The organism is Candidatus Jidaibacter acanthamoeba (genome assembly GCF_000815465.1).
In the GTDB taxonomy this organism is placed as follows: domain Bacteria; phylum Pseudomonadota; class Alphaproteobacteria; order Rickettsiales; family Midichloriaceae; genus Jidaibacter; species Jidaibacter acanthamoebae.
In genome coordinates this window covers 26,271-47,261 of sequence record NZ_JSWE01000223.1, presented here as the reverse complement: position 1 = coordinate 47,261, position 20,991 = coordinate 26,271, and the positions used below count along the sequence as shown (strand labels likewise).

General features: G+C 35.1%; 18 protein-coding genes and 3 tRNA genes. 6 read left to right on the top strand and 15 right to left on the bottom strand.

Annotated elements, in window-relative coordinates:
* Position 1: 1 nt before the first annotated feature.
* Positions 2-78: transfer RNA gene (locus NF27_RS10395), tRNA-Met, on the top strand.
* Between the two features lie 25 nt (positions 79-103).
* Here the strand turns inward: NF27_RS10395 and NF27_RS10390 are convergent.
* The 3 genes from NF27_RS10390 to NF27_RS10380 all read right to left on the bottom strand — a co-directional run bounded on the left by NF27_RS10390 (position 104) and on the right by NF27_RS10380 (position 4,329).
* Complete coding sequence (locus NF27_RS10390) at positions 104-811, bottom strand: hypothetical protein (RefSeq protein WP_161791865.1); 708 nt, start codon at positions 809-811, stop codon at positions 104-106.
* A 188-nt stretch (positions 812-999) separates the two neighbouring features.
* Complete coding sequence (glmS, locus tag NF27_RS10385) at positions 1,000-2,823, bottom strand: glutamine--fructose-6-phosphate transaminase (isomerizing) (RefSeq protein WP_039459348.1); 1,824 nt, start codon at positions 2,821-2,823, stop codon at positions 1,000-1,002.
* 117 nt (positions 2,824-2,940) lie between these two features.
* A complete protein-coding gene (locus NF27_RS10380) occupies positions 2,941-4,329 on the bottom strand; it encodes an ankyrin repeat domain-containing protein (protein WP_039459345.1) in 1,389 nt (462 codons plus the stop codon).
* A 175-nt stretch (positions 4,330-4,504) separates the two neighbouring features.
* Between NF27_RS10380 and NF27_RS10375 the strand changes: the two genes are divergently transcribed.
* Positions 4,505-4,579, top strand: a tRNA-Glu gene (locus tag NF27_RS10375).
* A 23-nt stretch (positions 4,580-4,602) separates the two neighbouring features.
* Positions 4,603-4,678 (top strand) — tRNA-Phe (locus tag NF27_RS10370).
* A 303-nt stretch (positions 4,679-4,981) separates the two neighbouring features.
* Here the strand turns inward: NF27_RS10370 and NF27_RS10365 are convergent.
* The 6 genes from NF27_RS10365 to NF27_RS10340 form a co-directional block, all read right to left on the bottom strand.
* A complete protein-coding gene (locus NF27_RS10365) occupies positions 4,982-5,629 on the bottom strand; it encodes a hypothetical protein (protein ID WP_039459342.1) in 648 nt (215 codons plus the stop codon).
* Positions 5,630-5,769: 140 nt separating this feature from the next.
* Positions 5,770-7,542, bottom strand: a complete 1,773-nt coding sequence (locus NF27_RS10360; RefSeq protein ID WP_039459340.1) for a hypothetical protein — start codon at positions 7,540-7,542, stop codon at positions 5,770-5,772.
* An 87-nt stretch (positions 7,543-7,629) separates the two neighbouring features.
* Positions 7,630-9,357: a peptidoglycan D,D-transpeptidase FtsI family protein gene (locus NF27_RS10355; protein WP_053332789.1), complete on the bottom strand. Its 1,728-nt coding sequence runs from the start codon at positions 9,355-9,357 to the stop codon at positions 7,630-7,632.
* 1 nt (position 9,358) lies between these two features.
* Entirely contained in the window at positions 9,359-9,673 is a 315-nt protein-coding gene (gene ftsL, locus NF27_RS10350; RefSeq protein ID WP_039459337.1) for a cell division protein FtsL, read from the bottom strand.
* Positions 9,670-10,626: a 16S rRNA (cytosine(1402)-N(4))-methyltransferase RsmH gene (gene rsmH / locus NF27_RS10345; protein WP_053332788.1), complete on the bottom strand. Its 957-nt coding sequence runs from the start codon at positions 10,624-10,626 to the stop codon at positions 9,670-9,672. Before rsmH ends, ftsL begins: the two co-directional genes overlap by 4 nt.
* Positions 10,627-11,094 (bottom strand): division/cell wall cluster transcriptional repressor MraZ, encoded by a 468-nt coding sequence (locus tag NF27_RS10340; RefSeq protein ID WP_084212960.1) that lies wholly within the window; start codon positions 11,092-11,094, stop codon positions 10,627-10,629.
* Between the two features lie 129 nt (positions 11,095-11,223).
* Between NF27_RS10340 and NF27_RS10335 the strand changes: the two genes are divergently transcribed.
* Both NF27_RS10335 and NF27_RS10330 read left to right on the top strand, forming a co-directional pair.
* Positions 11,224-12,399 carry a deoxyguanosinetriphosphate triphosphohydrolase gene (locus NF27_RS10335; RefSeq protein WP_039459410.1) on the top strand — a complete coding sequence of 392 codons (1,176 nt, stop codon included), beginning with the start codon at positions 11,224-11,226 and terminating at the stop codon, positions 12,397-12,399.
* Positions 12,400-12,434: 35 nt separating this feature from the next.
* Positions 12,435-13,637 carry a hypothetical protein gene (locus NF27_RS10330; protein ID WP_039459331.1) on the top strand — a complete coding sequence of 401 codons (1,203 nt, stop codon included), beginning with the start codon at positions 12,435-12,437 and terminating at the stop codon, positions 13,635-13,637.
* A gap of 41 nt (positions 13,638-13,678) precedes the next feature.
* On the opposite strand, the gene gpmI is transcribed toward NF27_RS10330, so the two are convergent.
* Both gpmI and NF27_RS10320 read right to left on the bottom strand, forming a co-directional pair.
* Entirely contained in the window at positions 13,679-15,187 is a 1,509-nt protein-coding gene (gene gpmI, locus NF27_RS10325; protein ID WP_039459329.1) for a 2,3-bisphosphoglycerate-independent phosphoglycerate mutase, read from the bottom strand.
* Positions 15,188-15,194: 7 nt separating this feature from the next.
* Positions 15,195-16,484 (bottom strand): ATP-binding protein, encoded by a 1,290-nt coding sequence (locus NF27_RS10320; RefSeq protein ID WP_039459326.1) that lies wholly within the window; start codon positions 16,482-16,484, stop codon positions 15,195-15,197.
* A 110-nt stretch (positions 16,485-16,594) separates the two neighbouring features.
* Here NF27_RS10320 and NF27_RS10315 point away from each other — a divergent pair, with 110 nt between their 5' ends.
* A complete protein-coding gene (locus NF27_RS10315; RefSeq protein ID WP_039459323.1) occupies positions 16,595-18,079 on the top strand; it encodes a carboxypeptidase M32 in 1,485 nt (494 codons plus the stop codon).
* 5 nt (positions 18,080-18,084) lie between these two features.
* On the opposite strand, the gene NF27_RS10310 is transcribed toward NF27_RS10315, so the two are convergent.
* The 4 genes from NF27_RS10310 to dapA all read right to left on the bottom strand — a co-directional run bounded on the left by NF27_RS10310 (position 18,085) and on the right by dapA (position 20,981).
* The gene (locus tag NF27_RS10310) at positions 18,085-18,561 is read right to left on the bottom strand and encodes a hypothetical protein (RefSeq protein ID WP_039459320.1); all 477 of its coding nucleotides are present in this window, start codon (positions 18,559-18,561) and stop codon (positions 18,085-18,087) included.
* 94 nt (positions 18,562-18,655) lie between these two features.
* The gene (gene lspA, locus NF27_RS10305; protein WP_053332787.1) at positions 18,656-19,138 is read right to left on the bottom strand and encodes a signal peptidase II; all 483 of its coding nucleotides are present in this window, start codon (positions 19,136-19,138) and stop codon (positions 18,656-18,658) included.
* A 5-nt stretch (positions 19,139-19,143) separates the two neighbouring features.
* The gene (locus tag NF27_RS10300) at positions 19,144-20,094 is read right to left on the bottom strand and encodes an AAA family ATPase (protein ID WP_053332786.1); all 951 of its coding nucleotides are present in this window, start codon (positions 20,092-20,094) and stop codon (positions 19,144-19,146) included.
* On the bottom strand, positions 20,094-20,981 hold the full coding sequence (gene dapA, locus NF27_RS10295; protein WP_039459318.1) for a 4-hydroxy-tetrahydrodipicolinate synthase: 888 nt from the start codon (positions 20,979-20,981) through the stop codon (positions 20,094-20,096). Before dapA ends, NF27_RS10300 begins: the two co-directional genes overlap by 1 nt.
* Positions 20,982-20,991: the final 10 nt, after the last annotated feature.

Genomic DNA, 20,991 nt, shown 5'->3' with positions numbered 1-20,991 from the left:
GGGGACCTTAGTTCAGTTGGTTAGAACACACCGCTCATAACGGTGTTGTCGTAGGTTCAAGTCCTACAGGTCCCACCATTCCTCTTATAGCTGCAAATTAATGCTACTCTTTAAGTCTTAGATATAGAACCAGCATGTTAATTATATAAAGTGCGATTAAGCCGAAATAAATTACGCTTTTAAAGTAAATAGGGAGACCTAATACTATGAATAAAATAAAGTAAAATAAAGAAATACAAACTACTAATTTGAAAAATAACGGACGAACCATTTCAATACTTTTATATATTGATTCTTTTATTCCCTTACCTTCAATTAATATTATAAATTCCACCATAGAAAATGCTACTACTACGATAATCCCGGGAAAAAAATATAATGTTAGACCGATATTAATTAATATAGATTTTAGAGTGCAAGCCAAATAAAGGGTAATAAATTTGTTTTTAACAAAAGCTCTTATTCTTTCAAAGCATTGAAAAATATTTTGTGGTCTAGATAAAACAACTAAAGTTATAGCGATTACAAACATAGTTTGGTTAAGTAGTATAGTTAGGGCGGTAAATATTATAGGTAGAAACTTAGCTTCCTTTAATGCTTCAGGGTTCTTGGCAAATGCGGTCAGATATTCGGTAACAGGGTAAATAGCTAAGTGAGAGACCATTGAGACAATAATTACTATTATTCCGATCTGCCAAAAATTTAAGCGAAAAATGTTAATTGATTTTAGTAGCACTTGAATGAGGGTGGCTAATGTATTTTTTTTTGCATGTTCATTTAAATTTAGAACCTTTAAACTGCTTATTTTCATAGTTATGATAATACTAAAAATCATAATTATGAAGCCTTTTAGTGGGATAAGGCTGAATTAATATTATTAATCAATCTCCCAGCTAAGCAACATTTGATAAATTATTAATTTACTTTGTTTCCTGGTTAGCTTTGTTTCCGATATAGTTACCTTTAATGCCTGTATATGCGCTTAAGCTCCTATAATTATTATTCTACAGTTACTGATTTTGCTAAATTCCTGGGCTGATCTACATCATTACCTTTAAGCACTGCAAAATGGTAGGCAAGCATTTGTAACGGAATAGTATAAAGTAGGGGGGCGGTAAAATCATCTGCTTCGGGCAACTCAACGGTCATAAAACAAAAGTTTTTGAGTTGTTCTATACCACCCTTATCACTGAATAAAATGATTTTACCTCCTCTTGCGTATGCTTCCTGTAAGTTGGAAGCTATTTTAGCAAATAGCTTATCATTTGGAGCGATTACACAAACAGGTGTGTTGTTATCAATTAAGGCTATCGGTCCATGCTTTAATTCCCCTGCCGGCATACCGAGCGCAGGAAGATATGATAATTCTTTTATTTTTAATGCTCCTTCCAATGCTATAGGGTAGGCAATACCTCTGCCGATATAAATAATATTATTAAGATGAAGAATGCTCTCAGCCAGGGTTTTAACATTTCTATCCAAGTTTAATGTTTCCGTAACTTTACTAGGAGTTTCATGCAGTTTTAACAGCTCCTTTTCAAATTCTATATTGCTTAGTAGACCTTTCGCATAACTGATATAGAGAGAAAGCAGAGATAATACTATAAGTTGGCATGTAAATGCTTTAGTAGAAGCAACCCCTATTTCACTCCCTGCGCAAATAGGTAAAACAAAATCAGCAAGGTTACCCATAGAGCTCTCTTCTACGTTTACTATGGCAAATGTCTTAATTCCTTTTTCCTTAACCATTTTAAGTGCAGCGAGAGTATCGGCAGTCTCGCCTGATTGGGAGATAAAAATAAATACGTCTTTAGTATCTAAAACCGGTTCACGGTAACGAAATTCCGAAGCTATATCAATTTCAACATTGATTTTAGTTTTTTGCTCAAGCCAATATTTTGCCACTGCTCCGGCATAGTATGAAGTGCCACAGGCAATTATATATACCTTTTTAACTTCATTCCAGTTAAAGTCCATTGCCTTAAATAACAGCTCTTTCTTATTAGAATCATAATAGTGATCAAAACAGCGAGCAATCGCACTCGGTTGCTCATAAATCTCTTTAAGCATATAATGCTCAAATTCTTCTTTACTGGAAACTTCCTGGATTGAGACTTTTTTAATTTCTTTATTCAGTTCATTTCCCTTCATGTCGCAAACCTTGTATTCGCGGGGGGTAATGGTAGCGATTTCATTATCATTTAAATAAATAAGCTTATTGGTAAGCGGAAATAAGGCATAAGCATCCGAGCCGAAATACATCTCATTTTCACCTATTCCGACTGCAAGCGGCAAACCTTTCTTCACCCCTATTATCCTGTTCGGATCATGACTACTGATTACAATAAAAGCATATAAGCCATGGCAACGATCGGCTGCATTTCTTATTGCTCGGTCGAGCGGCTGTTTCCGGTCAATATAAGATTGGATCAAAGTTGCTAATACTTCAGTATCGGTATCGCCGCTAAACTTATAATTTTGTTCCCTTAGCTCTTCCTTGATTTCCATATAATTTTCGATAATACCGTTATGAACCAGGGCGATATCTTTAGTTACCATAGGATGTGCATTTTCGTATGACGGAGCCCCGTGAGTAGCCCACCTTGTGTGGCCTATACCTATCCGTCCGCGAGTCGGATTCTTTTTAAAAGCCGCTTTAAGGTCTTTTACCTTGCCGGCTAATTTCAGCAGGTTAAAGCCATTGGAAAATATTGTGGCAATACCGGCTGAATCATAACCTCTATATTCTAATCTTGCGATTGAATGTAATACTCTTTCACTTACATCCTGATAATTACTTACTATGCCTATAATTCCACACATTAAAAATGCTCTTAATTATTTTTTATGTAGAATAATTAACACCGAAATAAAAAATCCGCAACCTTTAGATGGGGGGTTGAAAAGCGATAAAATACATATTGAAGTAATATACTTTATTTATTGCAGGCAATGTCCTTCCCGGCGTAAATTATCTAAGTGTTTTAAACCTCTGTTCGGAAGTTCGGATGTAAATAACTGTGTTTTATATCTTTGTGGTATCGTGCTTATATTATGCTTGGGAGGTGGGAATTTTATTTCACAGGTAAAAATTACCTGAACGGGGTGAGGAATAACATTTAAATAATAATAAGTAGTCAATAAATGTTTCTTTTCCGCACAGGGTATATGTAGGAATAATTGATTATCATCCTGAGGTGGTAAGTTTTTTTCATATAAGGCTTGGTATACTTTCTGTTCGAGTACCTTGATATAATCTGTTTCGGGCGAATAAATTAAACTATAATCGGGATAAGATTCCTGCAATATTTCCCTAGCGCAACGCTGTTTTAAAAGTTCAAGATATTTAGGTTTTAATTGGTATTCTATTGCAATATTAGGATAGATATCCGCAATTTGAGGGTGAGAAAAAAAGTATACAATATGCTCTATAATCTCAGGGGGTAATAAATCACTTAAGACTTCTTCAATAATTTTTAAGTGTAGAAATATTAATTTTCTACCCATATCATTAACCTGTTGTTGAAGATTACCAAACTCTTCCTTTGAGGATAAGCCTAATAAGGCTAACCATTTTTTAACATTACAAGTATTATTTATTTTAAGCGTCTTAATATTATAGCTAAGTAATAATAACCCAGTATTAATATTTTCTCTTATTATAAAAGCATTTTCATTCTCCGTGCTAACGGAATTAATAAGCTCGGGATTAATAGCTAATAGCTCGGTCATTACTTCCGCATTATTCTTATAAGCAGCAATTAAAAAAGCATTGTAACCTTCGTTATCGGATAGGTTAATAAGATTGCAATGAGTTTTCAGTAAATATCTGACCACTTCAGGGTTTTCGCCTACTATTGCAGCCATCAACCCGTTTTCTCCGTAAATATTAACTGAATCTACATAATTACGATTAAGCTTTAGTATTGCTTTGACTAAATGTAGGTTGCCTATGAAAGCTGCATATATAAAACAGTTATTTTTATCCTTATCCTCGGCGTCTAAAATAATTTTGTCATTACGGTGTGCTTCTTGAAGCAAGTAATTTAAAACATTCAGCTGTCGGCGTAAAACTGCCCATAACACTATATTAGCCTCATATATATCATCTTTGATCAAAATATATTCATAAAAAGGCATCGTTTTCAGGCTATTAATTATTTCTTCTTCACTACCATAAAGCATATGTTTTAATAAAACTTTTAACTTTTGATTTTTCTTGATATAGGCAGTTCTTAAAGGGTGATAATTAAATTCTTCCCGCTGTATGCTTCTTCTATTTCGGGTTTTCTCAGTATAAGTGATCTTTAAGGATCGGTGGTTAAGCATCTTGGAAATAAGAATGTGTTATCATAAATATAATTATTATTTCATTAATTCTAAGTTTATCAACTATGCTTTTGAAAATGTTATAATTAAGAAATAAATGACCTTTTGGTGATTTTATAAATTATTACTTGCTTTTAGAAAGCAAACAGTATAGGAATATACAAGCAAATGCAGCGACCCCTTCGTCTAGCGGTTAGGACTCCACCCTTTCACGGTGGCAACGCGGGTTCGAGTCCCGCAGGGGTCGCCATTTTCTTTGCGGCTATTTCATAAGCCCAGATAGCTCAGTCGGTAGAGCAAAGGATTGAAAATCCTTGTGTCGTTGGTTCGATTCCAATTCTGGGCACCACTTTAAATTACCTATCTGCCTTTTGAATCATTATTTGCTGAGATAAATTTTTCTTTTATTGTTTCAGTAAAACTTTTTAATAATCTCGAACTCTAGTTATTTCACCCCATATCCCTTTAGCTTTCTGTGCTTGGTGGTCTTTAAGTGTAGGAAGTATATCAGTAAGGCTTGTAGCATTATAATAAAGAAATCTATAATTTTCTTAATCCTTGTCGGAAAAAAATATAAAACCTATCGTGCTTATAAGACCGAAAATAGCTATTATTTTTGGTGTGTCATCTTCTCAAGCTTGTAACAGCTGCTTCATCTTCTCAAGCTTGTAACAGCTGCTTCATCTTTCATAACTTTATGAGTAAACTTACCTATGTCCACTCTTGTTTCCTTTGCGCTCTTAGTTAAATCCTTAGTTTGAGCCCGTTCCTGTTCTCGATCTTTGCCAGTAACCTTATCAATTAACTTACCAATAAAATTTTCTAAAGATTTCCTTAACGGGGATTTATTCAATTCATCTTGAATTCCAATCTCTTTAATACAATCTTGTCTAGGAGTTGACTGAATTGCATATTCTTTAAAATCAATTTTGTTTTCTTGTTTGTTCTTTATCATAAAAGAGTTGATGCTCTTTTCCATTTTAGTAAGTAATTCAAGCATTGTACCTTCTTCAATTCTCTTGGGCTTGAATTCTATACGATCATCTTCATGTATTGGGGTAAGATCTAAAGTTCTACCATCAACTCCTTCCTCATAAACTCTTTTTGTCATATTTTTATACATTTTATCAAGTAAGCTTTCTTTATCTTCCTTTGTGCATTCGGGGATTGTTTCAGCACCGAATGTCTGAGATCGAGATGCTTTAAGTTTAATCATTTCATCTAATGTATCTGTAAAGACTTGATTGCATATTTTATCAATAATTTTCTTCATTTCTATTGGATCTCTTTCAACCGGCATAATTATATCTTTTATAAATTTAACTTACATAAATAAGTATATTCCAAAAATAGTTAATAAATGATTAATAGTATTGAAAATTTTGTTTTAGTTGACGGCTGCTAATTTTCTAATGGCTAAGGGCATCAATTAAAAATTACCTATCTACCTTTTGAATCATCATTTTCGGATATAAATTTTTCTTTTATTATTTGAGTAAAACTTTTTATTTTATTCCATACTTTGCTTATAATATCTTTCAAGCCTTCTATCTTAAGGGGTTGATTGTTTTCAAATGCTTTTGGATCAGTTGTGAGCTCAGTAGTAGCTAAAGGGGAAGAATTATTGCTTTTAATCATAAATGGAGAAGTCGATAAATTGGATTTTATAGATTTATCTGTAACCTTTTTTGAAGTTTCAATTTTCTGAGCGGTTAAAGGAGGATACGTTTCTTGTGATTGATAGGTAGATTGTTGTGCACTGTTAATCTTAGGCTGCTCTACATTTTGAGCGGGTTTCGGCTTATAAACGGGATTATCGCTAAAACTCAAATTATTATCAATAAACATTCCTTCTTGCTTGGGATAGTCCCGGGGAGGAAAGAGAATAAATTTTATGCTACTTAACACTTCTCTTACTTTATTATTTGCCGAATCAAAAGTCTTGGTCAAAATATCTGCTATATTTGTCTTGCGTTCTATGCCGAGAGTCTCTTCTGCCGTGCTTAATACCGTCTCTTTTAAAGCTTTATAATTTTTGGAATTATCATTATCTCTAAATTTTAATTTTTCATTAGCTCCCAATATAGCTTCAAAATATCCTTTATGTTCTTTTATAACCTGCTTTAAAGTGACATCTTCTCCTTCTACGTTTTCATATGAAAGCTCACCGTTTTCTTTATAACTTTTTAAGCATAAATCAGTTTTTATTTGGGCTGAGAATTTGCTTAAGTCTTCTTGCCTGGCTTTTATAATAACTTTGTAATGCTCTTTAATAATTCCTAATAATTTCTCTTTATTTATCTCGGTATCCGGAATACGTAGTTGTTTTGTCGGCATACCTAAGAGATTGCCGAATGCTTTAATTGCTTTAAAATTATTATACTCGGCAATTTTTTCAAAAGCATCATCAATAGTTTTAGTGTAATCATGCTTAGCTACTTTATCGCATTCTGCCGCAAAGGCGGGGGTAATTTTATATTTCCTGCCATATTCTCTAAAGTGGTTAGTAGGCCCTAAGCCGGGTATGTGTCTGGTATGGGAATGCGGATGGATTTTTTCTTCAAGGGAAGCATTGGCGCCGCCGAAATCAATACTGACAAATTTTCCCATACCGTTTTCAACTTCCACTCCTAAGTTTCCTGAATGCATATCCATATCATTGGTTAGCAACCTCGGTACTACCGATTCGGCAAAACCCGGCAAACTACTTAAAATCTCATTAATAAGAGCGGCTGTATTTTCTATACCGAAAGTATTCACTAATACATTTTGCGTTCCCATAAATTTCGGCCTATCTTCCGGCGGGATTAAGCCCTTGCTTGTATAAGCGTATTTAAAGAGATCTCCTTGGTAATTATTAAAAAATATGGAAGCAATATAAGGATGAGTCGGTTTTCCTGCTTCATCCGTAACTTTAGCAAAAAACACTTCCGCCTGATGCTCGGGATGGGTGGATCTGTGCATTTGAGAAGCTAAAAACTCAGCTATATTTTTAGCGGGATTCGGGTCTTGTTTAAATAAAGCGGTTCGATTAAGACTTTGATATACGCCGCCTAATTCCCCGGCTTCATTAGCACCGCCTCCTTTAGCGTCCTTGTACTGCCAAACCTCGGGTTCAACAGCATTAGGGGAAGACTGAGTGACAAACTCGTTATTTTTAGTATCAGAGTTATATCTATATAATGTCTCTCCATGCTTTTGATCTTTTGCCATTAATTAACCTTCATCTGACTTCTTTTTATCAGATATTAGTGAAAAAAAGTTAACAAAAGATTAATTTATATAAAAATGATTGTTTAACTACCTGGCACTGATTTTTTGATGACGAGGGCTGAAATCAAGTGATAGTATATCGTTTATCTCTTCACTCTTGTCTAAAATGGGGTGAACGCCGAGTATAGGAGAAATTCTTTTCACAATCTCTCCTGCAACCGGAGCGGAGACGGCTCCGCCTGAGAGCATACCGTTATTGTAAGTATTGCGTTTTGCTTCATCAACCATGACTAAAACCAAATATTCAGGCTTATGGATCGGATATGCGGCAACAAATAAAGATAAATTAGAATTTTTGCAATAACCTCGACCACAGATTTTTTCGGCCGTACCACTTTTTCCGCCTAAAAAATATCCGGGTACTTCAGCCCTTCTTCCTGAACCGCCGGTAACTACCAACCTTAGCATCTTACGCATAAGTAGCGAGGTTTCTTCTCCGATTACTCTGGGGTATTCGTCTCTGGGCGCATGATGTTTAAGTAGAGTAGGTTGTACTAACACCCCGCCGTTTACGGAAGCTGCAATAGCTCTTGCCAAATGAAGCGGAGTGACTGCTATGCCGTGCCCATAGCTGATCGTGACCATACTTACTTCATTCCATTTCTTTTTTGGCGGATAGCGAGGGGAGGATACTTCAGGAATTTCAATGCTTAGCTTGTCCAAAACTCCGAACCTCTGCATGTATTCCTGCTGATCCTTAACTCCGATATAAGAGGCTATTTGAGCGGTACCGATGTTTGATGAATACATTAAAATCTCAGGTATGGAAAGCTCTCCACCTTTACCTTTATAGTCATTGATTTTAAAATTTGCAACCTTGTAAGGAACGGAGACATTAAAAGCATCATTAACTTTTACCCTTCCTAAATCAAAGGCTGAGGCAGTGGTCAATACCTTAAATACCGATCCCATCTCATAGGAGCCTAGGCTAATTTGATTAAATCTTTGTCTGTCGTTGGTACCTTCAGTTCTATTAGGGTTAAAATCCGGTAGGCTTACCATCGAAATAACTTCTCCGTTATTAACATTCATAACCAAGCCTGAAGCACCTATGGCTTGATTTAAATCAATGGCACGCAATAATTCTTCACGTACTATATTTTGTATTCTTAAATCAAGAGAGAGTTCCAGGGGAAGTTGAGTCGACTCGGCCAAATCGTAATTAAAAGTTTTTTCTATACCTGAGAGTCCGTTACCGTCAACATCAGTAAACCCGACGCTATGAGCAAATAAGTGAGTTTGCGGGTAGACCCTCCTCTCATCTTTAGTAAAATATAAACCCGGAATTCCAAGATCATGAATGATTTGCTGCTCTTTAGGTGTGAGGTGTCTCTTTACCCATGCAAAATTTTTATTTAATTTAAATTTAGTTATTAAGTCCTGATATTTTAAGCTTGGTAAAGCTTCGGAGAGTTTTCTTGCCGCCTCATCCGGGTTAATCAGGTAACGGGGATTGGCATACAACGAAGCAGTAGTAATGTTGGTTGCAAGCAGCTCTCCGTTTCTATCGGTAATTGAAGCTCTCTTTAATAAAAATTCCTTAGAAGGTTTTCTACTTGAAGTAATTTTTATATCTTCAATTGATGAAAAACCAGTTAAATAAAAAAGTCGAGAAATTAAGGCTAAAAAAGATAAGGTTAAGCATATGATAACAAAAGTTAGCCTACTGTGGCATATATCCATGGCTTTTTCATAATTTGCAGATTTAGCTCTCTCAGTAATCTGCTGGTTATGCTGCTTTGTTCGAAGCTGCATTTTATTCCGTCCCCTCTTCCAAAAAAAGTTTGTTTATTTCCCCTAAATGCACACTTTTAATCCTCGTCGGATCTATGGATACTAAGTTTAAATTTTTTTTGGAAAGCTTAGCTAAACTTTCCGGCTTAGTAATATAGGATAATTCAGCTTTTAAAATATGTATATCTTCTTTCGTCTTAATTATTTCATTGTCGACTGAATTTAGTTCTTTGCGTATTTTTTGTACGCTATATTTAATTTCAAATAGCAATATTGAACTTAAAATCAGTGCTAGAATTCCGATCAAACTTGAAGGCTTAAATAAGGCGTTAATCATTTTATCCTCCTTATTGCTCTAAGTTTGGCCGATCTGGCTCGGGGGTTGCCTGATACTTCTTCGTTTGATGGGGTTAAAGCTCCTTTAAATACAAATTCGAAGTTCGGTTCGTTATAAAATTCAATCTGAGGTAGATGGCGATTGGTATTAATACGTTTTCCACATAACTCATTAAAATATTCTTTAACTATTTTATCTTCTAATGAATGGAAAGTGATAACTAATATTTTTCCACCCAAAGCTATATACTTAGCAGCAGCAATTAATGCATTTTCCAATTGAGTAAGTTCGTCATTAACAACAATCCTTAATGCCTGAAAAGCTTTAGTTGCAGGGTGGATGGAATGGCCATACCTACCGTTTCCGCGAGCAATTATCTCTGCCAGCTCACAAGTTGTTTCGATAGGTTTTATACTGCGGGCTTTATTAATCAGATAAGCTATTTTTCTTGATTTTCTCTCACCGCCGAATTTAAAAATTATATCAGCAAGATCCTGTTCCGAAGTGCTGTTCACTATGTCGTAAGCAGTAATGCCGCCGCTATTTTGATCCATCCTCATATCAAGCGGTGCATTTTTAGCAAAAGAGAAGCCTCGCTCGCCTTGATCCAGTTGCATGGAAGAAACTCCGATATCAAACACTATACCGTCAATTCTATCTAAATTATTGTCGAGTATAATATTTTCTAAACTACCGAATTCCCCGTTTATAAATTTAAAACGTCCTTCAAACTGCTTGGATAAATCATCTGCAAATTTTGCTACACTGCTATCTCTATCAATACCATGTACCTTGCAGCCGGCATTAGTTAAAATTTCTTTAGTATACCCGCCGGCTCCGAATGTTGCATCGATATATATACCTTCATCCTGAGGGGAAAGGGCTTCTAATACCTCTTTTATCAATACGGGTTTATGAGGCTTTGAAGTTTCTGAGGAGTTTATAATCTGCATTTATTCCACCCCTCTTTTTTGCTTTAAAGTTATTTTTTTGGAGATAGCGTAATCTCTTGACTTTTTAGAATGCTCCAGAAATTCCTCAATCGGCCATATTTCAAATGTTTTTCCCTTACCTACAAAAGCTGCTTCATTTTTTATATTGCCGAATTTAATTAAACGCTCAGGTAGAACAATACGTCCTTTACTATCAATGTTAAGCAGCTCTGCACCACCTAAAATTGCAGTTTCCAACGCATCGCGCTCTAGTGAAAAGATATCTAAATCTTCTATGTATCCCTGTAACTCCCGCATTCTTTTTTCCGTACAAACTTCAATAGCATTATTAACAAATGAGCAATACCCGTAAACAATCATACTTCCCTCAGTCTCAATTATGCTCCTGAAGGGAGCCGGAACTGAAAGGCGGTTCTTATCATCTAACTTATTTACATAAGTAGAAATAAAAATTCCCATATTATGCATGACTAGTGTTTATTAATAGTATTACACAATTTTGTATTGAATAATAGTGTTTTTTGGGAGTAAATGGGGTATAATGGGAAAGAAATGAGTATATACGGATAAGCGATGGAGCAGATAAACAGCAATAATATGAAGAATTTACGATTGGCAAGTTATGCCGTTGATATTGCGCATAGCCAGGGAAGACGGCATAAAGAAAGCTATGAAGGATATCTTTTACCATACCAAAATGACCGAAACCGTATAATAAATTCCATATCTTTCAGAAGGCTTGAGTACAAGACTCAAGTATTTATAAATTATGCGGGAGACCACTATAGAACTCGATTAACCCATAGCTTAGAAGTCGCTCAAATTGCAAAAGCTATTGCATATGAGCTGAACTTAAATGAAGATTTAACCGAGTGCATAGCTTTAGCTCATGATTTAGGCCACCCACCCTTCGGGCATGCAGGTGAAGATGCCTTGCAGGAAGTAGCAAAAGAATTCGGTGGATTTGACCATAATGCTCAAACCTTAAAAATTCTAGCCTATCTTGAACAAAGATATGCAGAATTTGATGGTTTAAATTTAACCTGGGAAACTTTAGAAGGAATTGCCAAGCATAACGGTCCGTTAACCGGGAAATACAGTAAGCCTAAAAAACTGAGTAATATATATACTGACATAACTAAAGTATTTGATCTGAAACTTGAAACTTTTGCTTCACTTGAAGCACAGGTTGCATCGCTTGCCGATGATATCGCTTATATAAATCATGACATTGATGACGGATATAGGGCAGGGTTTATTACCATTTCGGATCTTAAATCTTTAGACCTATTGGGTGAAATATTTACTATGCTTGAATCTACTTACCCGAACCTCTTTGTTTCAAAGATGATAAGTGAAGCACTAAGAAGATTGAAAAAACAAATGGTTACCGATTTAGTTGCCGAGATTAAAAGAAGAATATCTTTTTACAACATTCACTCAGCTGAGGATATTAGAAACATGCATGAACCGATTGCGGCTTTTTCAAAAGATATGGAAGTGATAAAGGATAAAATAAAAGCATTTCTGTTCGAAAGGATTTACCGTCATTATAAAGTTAATCGTACTAAAGTAAAAGCTTTTCATGTGGTGAAAAATTTATTTGAAACCCTAATGAAAAATCCGAATTGTATGCCGACCGATTGGTATGAGAAGCTGGTTGATTGTGATGAACAAAAGAAAGCTGAGATTATAATAGATTATATAGCAGGCATGACGGATAGATATGCTATTGAGCAATATAAAAAGCTCTTTGACCCTTTAGAATATTGATATAAATTACAAACGAAAAAGATAGTTAAGGACATATGAATATAAAGCTTAGCAGCAATATGGAATGCTTTCAAAGAGGAGAAGAATTCTTAAAAGTATTACATTATATAAAAGATAATAGCGCTCCCGATTATAAGCTGTTTAGCTTTAATTCAAGCTATTATTATAATTTAACTAATTTGCTGGAGCCTATTGCAAGGCAAATCAAGGAAGATTGCCGTACAGTAGTAATGGTCGGGATGGGTGGGGCTATATTAAACCCTAAAACTTTTGCTTTATTTAACCGAAATGCAGATTTAAATATAGAATACCTGGATACTTTAGACCCGATTTATTTTCAGTCATTTATTAAAAGGATTGAGCTTAAGCAAACGAAATTTTTAATTATCAGTAAATCCGGCGAAACACTTGAGACAATCTCTCTATGCCTTACATTAATCAAAATTTTTGAACAGCAGGGGATAAAAAATATCAATAAACATTTTATATTTATTACTGGGTTCAAGGATAGCACCTTAAAAGAAATTGCTATAAATTTAGGCAGCACTATTCTTCCACACGAAGAGATCGGCGGGAGGTTTGCCTCGTTTACCAATATTAACCTGCTACCTTTAATGCTTATGAATCAAGATGCTCATGCATTTTGTGAGGGGGGAGAAGAGGTGCTTAGAGATTTTCTTTATAACAGAGAGGAAAGCTTAATAGCTAAGGGGATGCCTTTTTTAACTAACATGGTTGAAAATAAGTATAGCATACATATTAATATGTCATATGCGAAGTCTTTACATAATTTTTTGGAATGGAACAAGCAAATAATTGCTGAAAGCTTGGGTAAAGAGGGCTTCGGAATTACCCCGATGTGCGCGCATGGCCCTGAAGATCAGCATAGCCAGCTGCAACTATACCTTGATGGTTCTAAAGATAAATTTTTCTCTCTTTATAACTTCGCGATATATAAAGCGCCTAATTTGCCGGCGGTAGAGTTTCAAGGGATATTTAATAAAACTATAGAAGATTTGATTTTAGCTCAGTATAAAGCGTTTGTGGATATTTTATCAGAACATAAGATACCTACCCGTCAAATCACCATGTTAGATGATTCTGCTAAAAGTTTAGGAGCCTTGATGATGTTCTCAATGATTGAAACTATAGTTTTAGGGCTGATGAATAATATAAATCCTTTCGGGCAACCGGCTGTGGAAGGGATGAAGCAATTAGTTTATAAGTTATTAAAGTAATTAACTAAAATCTCAAGCGAGCAATGACATATTGAAATAACTTACGGAAAGAATGTGATTAAAGAATTCCCGGTCATTTCTTTAGGTTTTCTTATGTCAATCAACTCCAAAAGCGTAGGCGCTATATCAGATAATGCTCCGTCTTTTAACTTTATATTCTTTTCCCCGATGTAAATTAAAGGTACTTTAAATAAAGTATGAGAAGTAAACGGTTCAAGGGTATCCGGGTTCTTCATTAATTCCGCGTTACCGTGGTCAGCTGTAATTAACATTTCCGAATCGGTTTCTTGAATAACGATTAGGATTTTACCTAGGCAATCATCAATAGCTTCTATAGCTTTTACTGTAGCTTCAATATTACCGGAATGACCTACCATATCAGCATTAGCAAAATTAACGCAAATTAAGTTGTAAGATCTGCTTTTGATAGCCTCAATTAATTTATCAGTTACATCATATACTGACATTTGAGGCGCTAAATCATAAGTTTTAACTTTCGGAGAGGGAACTAAAATTCTTTCTTCACCTTCAAATGGCTCTTCTCTTCCGCCGCTTAAAAAAAATGTAACATGGGCATATTTCTCGGTTTCCGCTATCCTTAGTTGCCGCATTCCATGCTTTGAGATCACTTCTCCTAAAGTATAAGTAATATTTTCAGCAGGAAAAAGAGTGCTTAAATATCGGTTTAGCTCCTCTGAATATTCAGTCATTCCTACTACTGATGCTAGTTTTACTTTATTTCCACGAGGAAAATCTTTAAAATCTTCTTCTACTAATGCGGTTAAAATTTGTCTAACTCTATCAGCACGGAAGTTTGCCATCAGTATAGCATCATTTTCTTTTATCCCTTGGTAGTTGTTTTCTACGTGGGGGATGATGAATTCATCGGATATATCCTGAGTATAGCTTTGCTCAATAACTTCCTGCGGAGTATTAAATTTTGGTGCTTGTGCCTTAATTATAGCATTATAACTAAGTTCAATCCTATCCCATCTTTTATCTCTATCCATTGCATAGAACCTTCCGCTTATACTTGCAATTTCTAACCCTGCTTGAGTAATGAAATTTATATAACCTTGTGCGCATTTCGGAGGGGTATCCCTACCATCAGTAATTGCATGGATTAAAACTTTAATATTATGTTTCCGGAGTATTTTGTTGAGAGCGACTATATGATCAATATGCGAATGCACTCCGCCGTCAGATATAAGCCCGATTATGTGGCAGGTTCCACCGTTTTCTTTTAATGTTGCAATCAGCTCCTTTAATGCTTCATTATCTTCTAATTGTTTTGATTCAATCGCATGATTTATTTTAGGTAAGTCTTGGAACATTACTCTTCCGCTGCCTATAGTCATGTGACCTACCTCGGAGTTACCCATCTGCCCTTCAGGTAAGCCGACATCTAAGCCACTTGTTTCAATTAAAGAGTGGGGATAATTTTGTAATATATATGAGTAATTAGGAGTATCAGCGCCTAAAATCGCATTATACTTCGGCGAAGGGTTATAACCCCAACCGTCAAGAACTAATAAAATACGAGTAGTCATATAATTACTAAATAGGGAATATTAATATAATTCTTAAACCATTATAAGGACTTTGAGCAAGTTTAATTTTTCCCCCATGCGCTTGAACGACACTTTTTACAATTGCAAGCCCAAGTCCATAACCCTCTTTGCTGTTAGAGGTTTTTTGGAATGGTTTGAAAACCATTTTTCTATCCTGCTCTTCTATACCTTTGCCGTCATCGTCAACTGTGATATAGAGGTTATCATCCAGCTTATAAACTATTACTTCTATTTTACTCTTTGCATATTTAATAGCGTTCTCAATTATATTATTAATCGCACGTTGGAATGCATTAGGGCGGAGAGGCATGTGCTGCATATTAACGGAAGTATTGATAACCAATCGGGCATCATTAAACTTTGCTAATGTTTTATTTAATAAAGCTATTATTTCTGTTTCAACCACCTCTTCATTACCCTCACCTTTGGCAAAATCCAAATAACTTATGACCATTTGCTCCATTTCATTTAAATCTTGGCTTATTTCTTCAGCTACTCCCTTATCATCCAGCATAGCAGTCTGCAATTTTAACCGAGTAAGCGGTGTTCTCAAGTCATGTGAAATATGGGCTAGAAGTTCAGTCCGATATTTTATCTGTCTCTCAATTCTTTGTTTCATTTTTATAAATGCATTACCGGCAGTTCTGATTTCTTTAGCACCTGAGGGTTTAAAGAGTTCTATATCATGTCCTTTGCCGAATTGGTCGGCGACTTCTGCAAGTTTAGTAATCGATCTTATTTGGTTTCGCATAAAGATGAGGGATATTATAATTAACAGTGAAGCAACTCCTATCATCCATAGCATAAATATATAAGTGGTAGGGCTTTTTATCCGCTTGCTTGAAAAACTTATTTCAATGTGTTTCTCTTTTATTTTATAGCCGATGACAATTGATGATTTATTGCTAATATAGCTTATATAATTTGGTTGGGTTTTAAGCTTTTCCAGCTTTGTTTTAAATTCTGAAAGGTCTTGGTCAAATTGCTTGGAAGAAAACTTATTTTTATTTTGTAGGAATGTTTCCTTAGTTAAAAATTTTACCTCCAAACCTAGGGGGCTTAGTATATTTAAAGCCTTCTTATTATTTGATTTTGTGCTGTTTATGGTGTTTAAAACTGTTTCCACTTCTCCAACCAGTGCATCTTGCATATGAGAGGTGACATTCTCCCAATGCCTTTCATAAAATATTATGGTGATCACTACTTGCAGCAACACCATAGGGAGCATGATAATTAACAAAAATCTTCCGAATAATGAACTAGGGGTGAACTTCATTTCTATTTGCCGAATTTATTAATTCAACAATTAACTTAAATCAAACAACTGGACAATGTAAACCTAACTGATATAGAAATAAATTTAGATAAAATGCAACCCCGAAAGTCATGAAAGCATATAATTTTTTAGAAAATCATTTTAAAGAAATCTCAATTATAAATCAAATTTCAGACATACTCGGCTGGGATAAAGAAGTGATAATGCCTATCGGGTCGTTGAGTGCTAGAATCGAGCAGTCATCTTATCTTATAAAACTTGCTCATGAGAAAATTTGTAGCTCACTAATAAATGAAAAAATTACTGAAGCTTTAGAGGATATGAGCTCACTAAATGATTGGCAAAAAGCTAATTTGCTTGAGATAAAAAAAATCTTTGATGACTATGCTTCCGTGGATAACAGCCTAATGAGAGAATATTCCTCACTAAGGCAAGAATGTGAGATGGTTTGGCGTTCGGCGCGAAAAAATAAATCTTTTATTGAAGTTAAGCCTTATTTTGCAAAGCTATTATTAGCGGTGCGTAAGATTGCAGCTGTGAAAGCGGATTATTTTAAAGTTTCTCCTTATCAGGCATTAGTAAATGAATATGATTCTAATAGAAAAGTTGAAGAAATAGATAGTATATTTTCCGAACTTAAAAACTTTTTACCCCAATTTATTGAAAAAGTAAGAAGTACTCAAGGCGAAAAGCCGAAACTGGGCGGGTACTTCCCGATCGAACTTCAGCAGCAGTTAGGCATAGAGATCATGAAAGATTTCGGTTTTGATTTTAATAAAGGAAGGCTCGATACCAGCACTCACCCTTTTTGCGGAGGGATACCTCATGATATAAGACTTACTACGAGATATGACGAAAATGATGCATTTATTGCTTTACAAGGCATAATCCATGAAACCGGACATGCATTATATGAGAAAAATTTACCTCTCGAATATGCCTATCAACCCGTCGGGCGTAACCTCGGAATGGCTATTCATGAAAGCCAGTCTCTGCTTACTGAGATGCAAATCGGAAGAAGTGATGAATTTGTTGAGTACCTTATCCCTAAGCTGATTAAGTATTTTTCGGTTGATAAAACCAAATTCAGCCAAGATAATATTGCAAAATATGTTAAATATGTAGAGCCTTCTTTTATTAGAGTTGATGCTGATGAAGTTACCTACCCGCTGCATGTAATAATGCGCTATGAACTTGAGAAGCAGCTTATAGGTGGTGATCTGGAGGTTGGTGATTTACCCGCCGCCTGGAACGATTACTTTAGGCAAACTATCGGGTTAACCCCTGATCATGATGCTTTAGGTGTTTTGCAGGATACGCATTGGTATAGCGGGATTTTCGGGTACTTCCCAAGCTATACGCTAGGTGCGGTTACTGCGGCTCAATTAATGAACTCAATTAAAAAAGTCATCCCCGAAATGAATGAGCAGATTAGACGGGGTGATTTAAAACCGATTTATGATTGGTTAAAAATGAATATACATTCGAAAGGGAAATTATTTTCCTCTGATCAATTGCTTGTTAATTCCACCGGTGAAAGTTTGAATCCCAGGTATTTTACTGAATATTTAGAATCTAAGTATGTACACGGTTAAAGCCTTTATAATTGGGGGTATAATTCAAATCCTACGGATTCTAAAGTGAATGCAGCATAATCCTTTGCTTCCGGGGGGACTTCATCTTTCTCGTATGTGAAGTAATCTTTTACTAATCCGGCTGTCGTTAAAATTACTCTGCCTTTAATTGAGGAAATCTCATGAATGTGAGAATAAGCTGCATCTAGTATATTACCGCTTAAAAAGCCCATGGCCATACCCAGTAATTTTGGAAAAATTATATCAATAACTCCGCCTTTTATAGCTTTGTCTATTCCCAAAACAATAGTCATAAATGCTGTATTTTGTAATATTTCAAACTTACCGTTATTACTTGAAAAGGTGCTGTATATTCCGCTTAATATTCCGTATGAGGTGCTTGCTATGGCCGCTGAAGCGAAACAATAATAATCATTGGAAAGTGCCCATAAAATTGCAGCATCAGAAGCTATGCGTACTTCGGGATCTCTAAATGTTAACATGAAATAAAAGCCTAATATGAAATTTAAGCATAGTTTAAAGATATTTAAACTATTAACAAGTAACTAGCAATAGAATAAGTAAATTTTTTTACAACTATCGGTTTTGTTCTTTTTCCTGAAATGATTGCACCATTAAAATTAAAACTCCAATTACAATAAAAGAATCAGCTAGGTTAAATGCCGGGTAATGATATTGTTTAAAGTAAAAATCTATAAAATCAACAACCGCTCCGTATGTAATCCTATCAATAATATTGCCTAAAGCTCCCCCGATAATCAGGGCAATAGGGAATAAAAGCTTATTATCATCAGATCTTATAAACCATATGATTAGTCCGGCAATTATAGTAAGAGAAACTAAGATTAAGATAATTTGGCTTTGCTCCAAATCATTAAACATCCCAAAGCTAATTCCGTGATTCCAAACTAGCACTATATTTAAGAATAACCCTACCTCTATAGCATGCGTCCCATTATGGTGAATAAAGAAATTGAGCACCAGGTGCTTGGTGATTTGATCGAGTGCGATTGCAATAATAACAATTAAAAGTAATTTTATCAGTTTTCCGTTTAGCATTTTATTTAACTCAATGTTGAAAGGATGAAATGTTGTTTATCAAGATGGAATGTTTCCATCTCAATCAGCTTTTTCTGTAATTCAAAAAAATAATTCAGCCTGTCTTCTAAATTACTGTCATTTAATGATAATTTAATCTTGTTTATTATTGATTTAAGTAGCATGAATTTTACTAAAGACCAGTTTTCCTGCCCTGTTTTAATATTCTCGACAAATTTTAAGATATCAATAATAGAATTACTATTTAAAGAGTGTTCCAATTCTTTTAAAAATTTGATTCCGTACTCGCTATGTATTTCAACCGCAAGTTTTAGATTGCCGCTTGTGATATTATATAGTTCTTCAGCTTCTTGCGGACTAATATTTTCCAGGTTTTGCTCCAATGCTGTTTTAAAATCTTCAAATGATAAAGGTTTAAGTTTTAGGTTAAGGCAGCGAGAGCGAATGGTAGGGAGGATTTTAAATGCTGAACTCGCAATTAAAAAAATAATTGTATTTTTTGGAGGTTCTTCTAAAATTTTAAGCATAGCATTTGAGGCACTAATGTTCATATAATCCGCGCCGTCAATAACTACAACCTTATATTTTGATTCACTTGCGGTTAGCCTTAAAAATTGTATTACCCCTCTGACTTCTTCAATGGTAATAGTCGGCTGTTTTCGAGGTTCTCCGTCTTTTATTTCAGCATCAATTATGATTAAGTCAGGATGGGTTAATCCTTCTATCTTTTTAATAACCGAGTTTCGGGTAGAAATCTCCAGATTTTTCGGTTGATACAGCGGGTGTTGAAGTAGAAATTTTGCAAAATGGTAAGTAAGAGTTGCTTTACCTATCCCTTTTTCTCCGGTAATCAGCCATGAGTGATGTAATCTTTTATTTTGAAATGAATCCAGGAAAAGCTGTTTAGCTTCTTGATGACCATAAATTTTATTATTTCTAAGCGGGCTTATAACCATTAAATTACCCCTAAGGCTTTAAGCTCATTATCAATCTTGATACAATTAGGATGAGTGAGTGTAAGAAGCGGTAGCCTTAATTCCGGAGTCGAAATCAGCCCCATCCTGAAAGCAGCATATTTAACCGGTATAGGGTTAGTCTCACAATACATTAAATCTATAATTTTTTGGTATTTCTCCAGCTCTTTTACCGCTTCGGCATACTGCCCGCTTAAGGTTAAGTTTTGGATATTAGACATTGCCTCAGGAAAAATATTGCCGATAATTGAAATGCAACCTTTTCCACCGTTTAAATTAAATGCTGCTGAAGTTGCATCCTCTCCCGAAAGTTGTAAAAAATCATTATCGCTTAGCATAGCTTTTAAACTAAGCGGCCTGGAGAGATCCCCGGTGGCATCTTTAATGCCTACGATGTTTTTCAGTTCAGCTAATTTTGCTATGGTTTCATTATTGATATTGACAATAGTACGGCCCGGAACATTATAAACAAAAATCGGTAAATTTATACTATCGTTTATATATTTAAAATGTTCATACATGCCTTGTTGAGAAGGCTTGTTATAATATGGGCACACTATTAGGGCTGCATCTGCGCCTAACTCTTTTGCTTTTTCCGTATATTGCAGGGTTTTAATTGTTGAATTACTTCCGGTCGCGACGATTAAAGGTATTTTTGTGCCGCTATTATCAATCTCTTTGCGAGATAACTTAATTAATGCCGTCCTTTCTTCATCACCAATAGTTGCGCCTTCCCCCGTGCTTCCTAAGACAACTAACCCATGTACTTTAGACTTAATCTGCCATCTTAAGAATCTTGCAAAACTTTCATAATCAACTTCACCCTTTATAAAAGGGGTTATAAGTGCGGTTAATAACCCTTTAAACATAGCATATTTC

What these genes read in the sequence shown, in the direction of transcription:
- dapA (WP_039459318.1), bottom strand. Translation starts at nt 20,981, where the DNA reads ATGTTTAAAGGGTTATTAACCGCACTTATAACCCCTTTTATAAAGGGT.
- NF27_RS10315 (WP_039459323.1), top strand. Translation starts at nt 16,595, where the DNA reads ATGAAAGCATATAATTTTTTAGAAAATCATTTTAAAGAAATCTCAATT.
- glmS (WP_039459348.1), bottom strand. Translation starts at nt 2,823, where the DNA reads ATGTGTGGAATTATAGGCATAGTAAGTAATTATCAGGATGTAAGTGAA.
- gpmI (WP_039459329.1), bottom strand. Translation starts at nt 15,187, where the DNA reads ATGACTACTCGTATTTTATTAGTTCTTGACGGTTGGGGTTATAACCCT.
- NF27_RS10330 (WP_039459331.1), top strand. Translation starts at nt 12,435, where the DNA reads ATGAATATAAAGCTTAGCAGCAATATGGAATGCTTTCAAAGAGGAGAA.
- rsmH (WP_053332788.1), bottom strand. Translation starts at nt 10,626, where the DNA reads ATGCAGATTATAAACTCCTCAGAAACTTCAAAGCCTCATAAACCCGTA.
- NF27_RS10310 (WP_039459320.1), bottom strand. Translation starts at nt 18,561, where the DNA reads ATGTTAACATTTAGAGATCCCGAAGTACGCATAGCTTCTGATGCTGCA.
- NF27_RS10355 (WP_053332789.1), bottom strand. Translation starts at nt 9,357, where the DNA reads ATGCAGCTTCGAACAAAGCAGCATAACCAGCAGATTACTGAGAGAGCT.
- NF27_RS10360 (WP_039459340.1), bottom strand. Translation starts at nt 7,542, where the DNA reads ATGGCAAAAGATCAAAAGCATGGAGAGACATTATATAGATATAACTCT.
- NF27_RS10340 (WP_084212960.1), bottom strand. Translation starts at nt 11,094, where the DNA reads ATGCATAATATGGGAATTTTTATTTCTACTTATGTAAATAAGTTAGAT.
- NF27_RS10365 (WP_039459342.1), bottom strand. Translation starts at nt 5,629, where the DNA reads ATGCCGGTTGAAAGAGATCCAATAGAAATGAAGAAAATTATTGATAAA.
- ftsL (WP_039459337.1), bottom strand. Translation starts at nt 9,673, where the DNA reads ATGATTAACGCCTTATTTAAGCCTTCAAGTTTGATCGGAATTCTAGCA.
- NF27_RS10390 (WP_161791865.1), bottom strand. Translation starts at nt 811, where the DNA reads ATGAAAATAAGCAGTTTAAAGGTTCTAAATTTAAATGAACATGCAAAA.
- NF27_RS10380 (WP_039459345.1), bottom strand. Translation starts at nt 4,329, where the DNA reads ATGCTTAACCACCGATCCTTAAAGATCACTTATACTGAGAAAACCCGA.
- NF27_RS10300 (WP_053332786.1), bottom strand. Translation starts at nt 20,094, where the DNA reads ATGGTTATAAGCCCGCTTAGAAATAATAAAATTTATGGTCATCAAGAA.
- NF27_RS10335 (WP_039459410.1), top strand. Translation starts at nt 11,224, where the DNA reads ATGAAGAATTTACGATTGGCAAGTTATGCCGTTGATATTGCGCATAGC.
- lspA (WP_053332787.1), bottom strand. Translation starts at nt 19,138, where the DNA reads ATGCTAAACGGAAAACTGATAAAATTACTTTTAATTGTTATTATTGCA.
- NF27_RS10320 (WP_039459326.1), bottom strand. Translation starts at nt 16,484, where the DNA reads ATGAAGTTCACCCCTAGTTCATTATTCGGAAGATTTTTGTTAATTATC.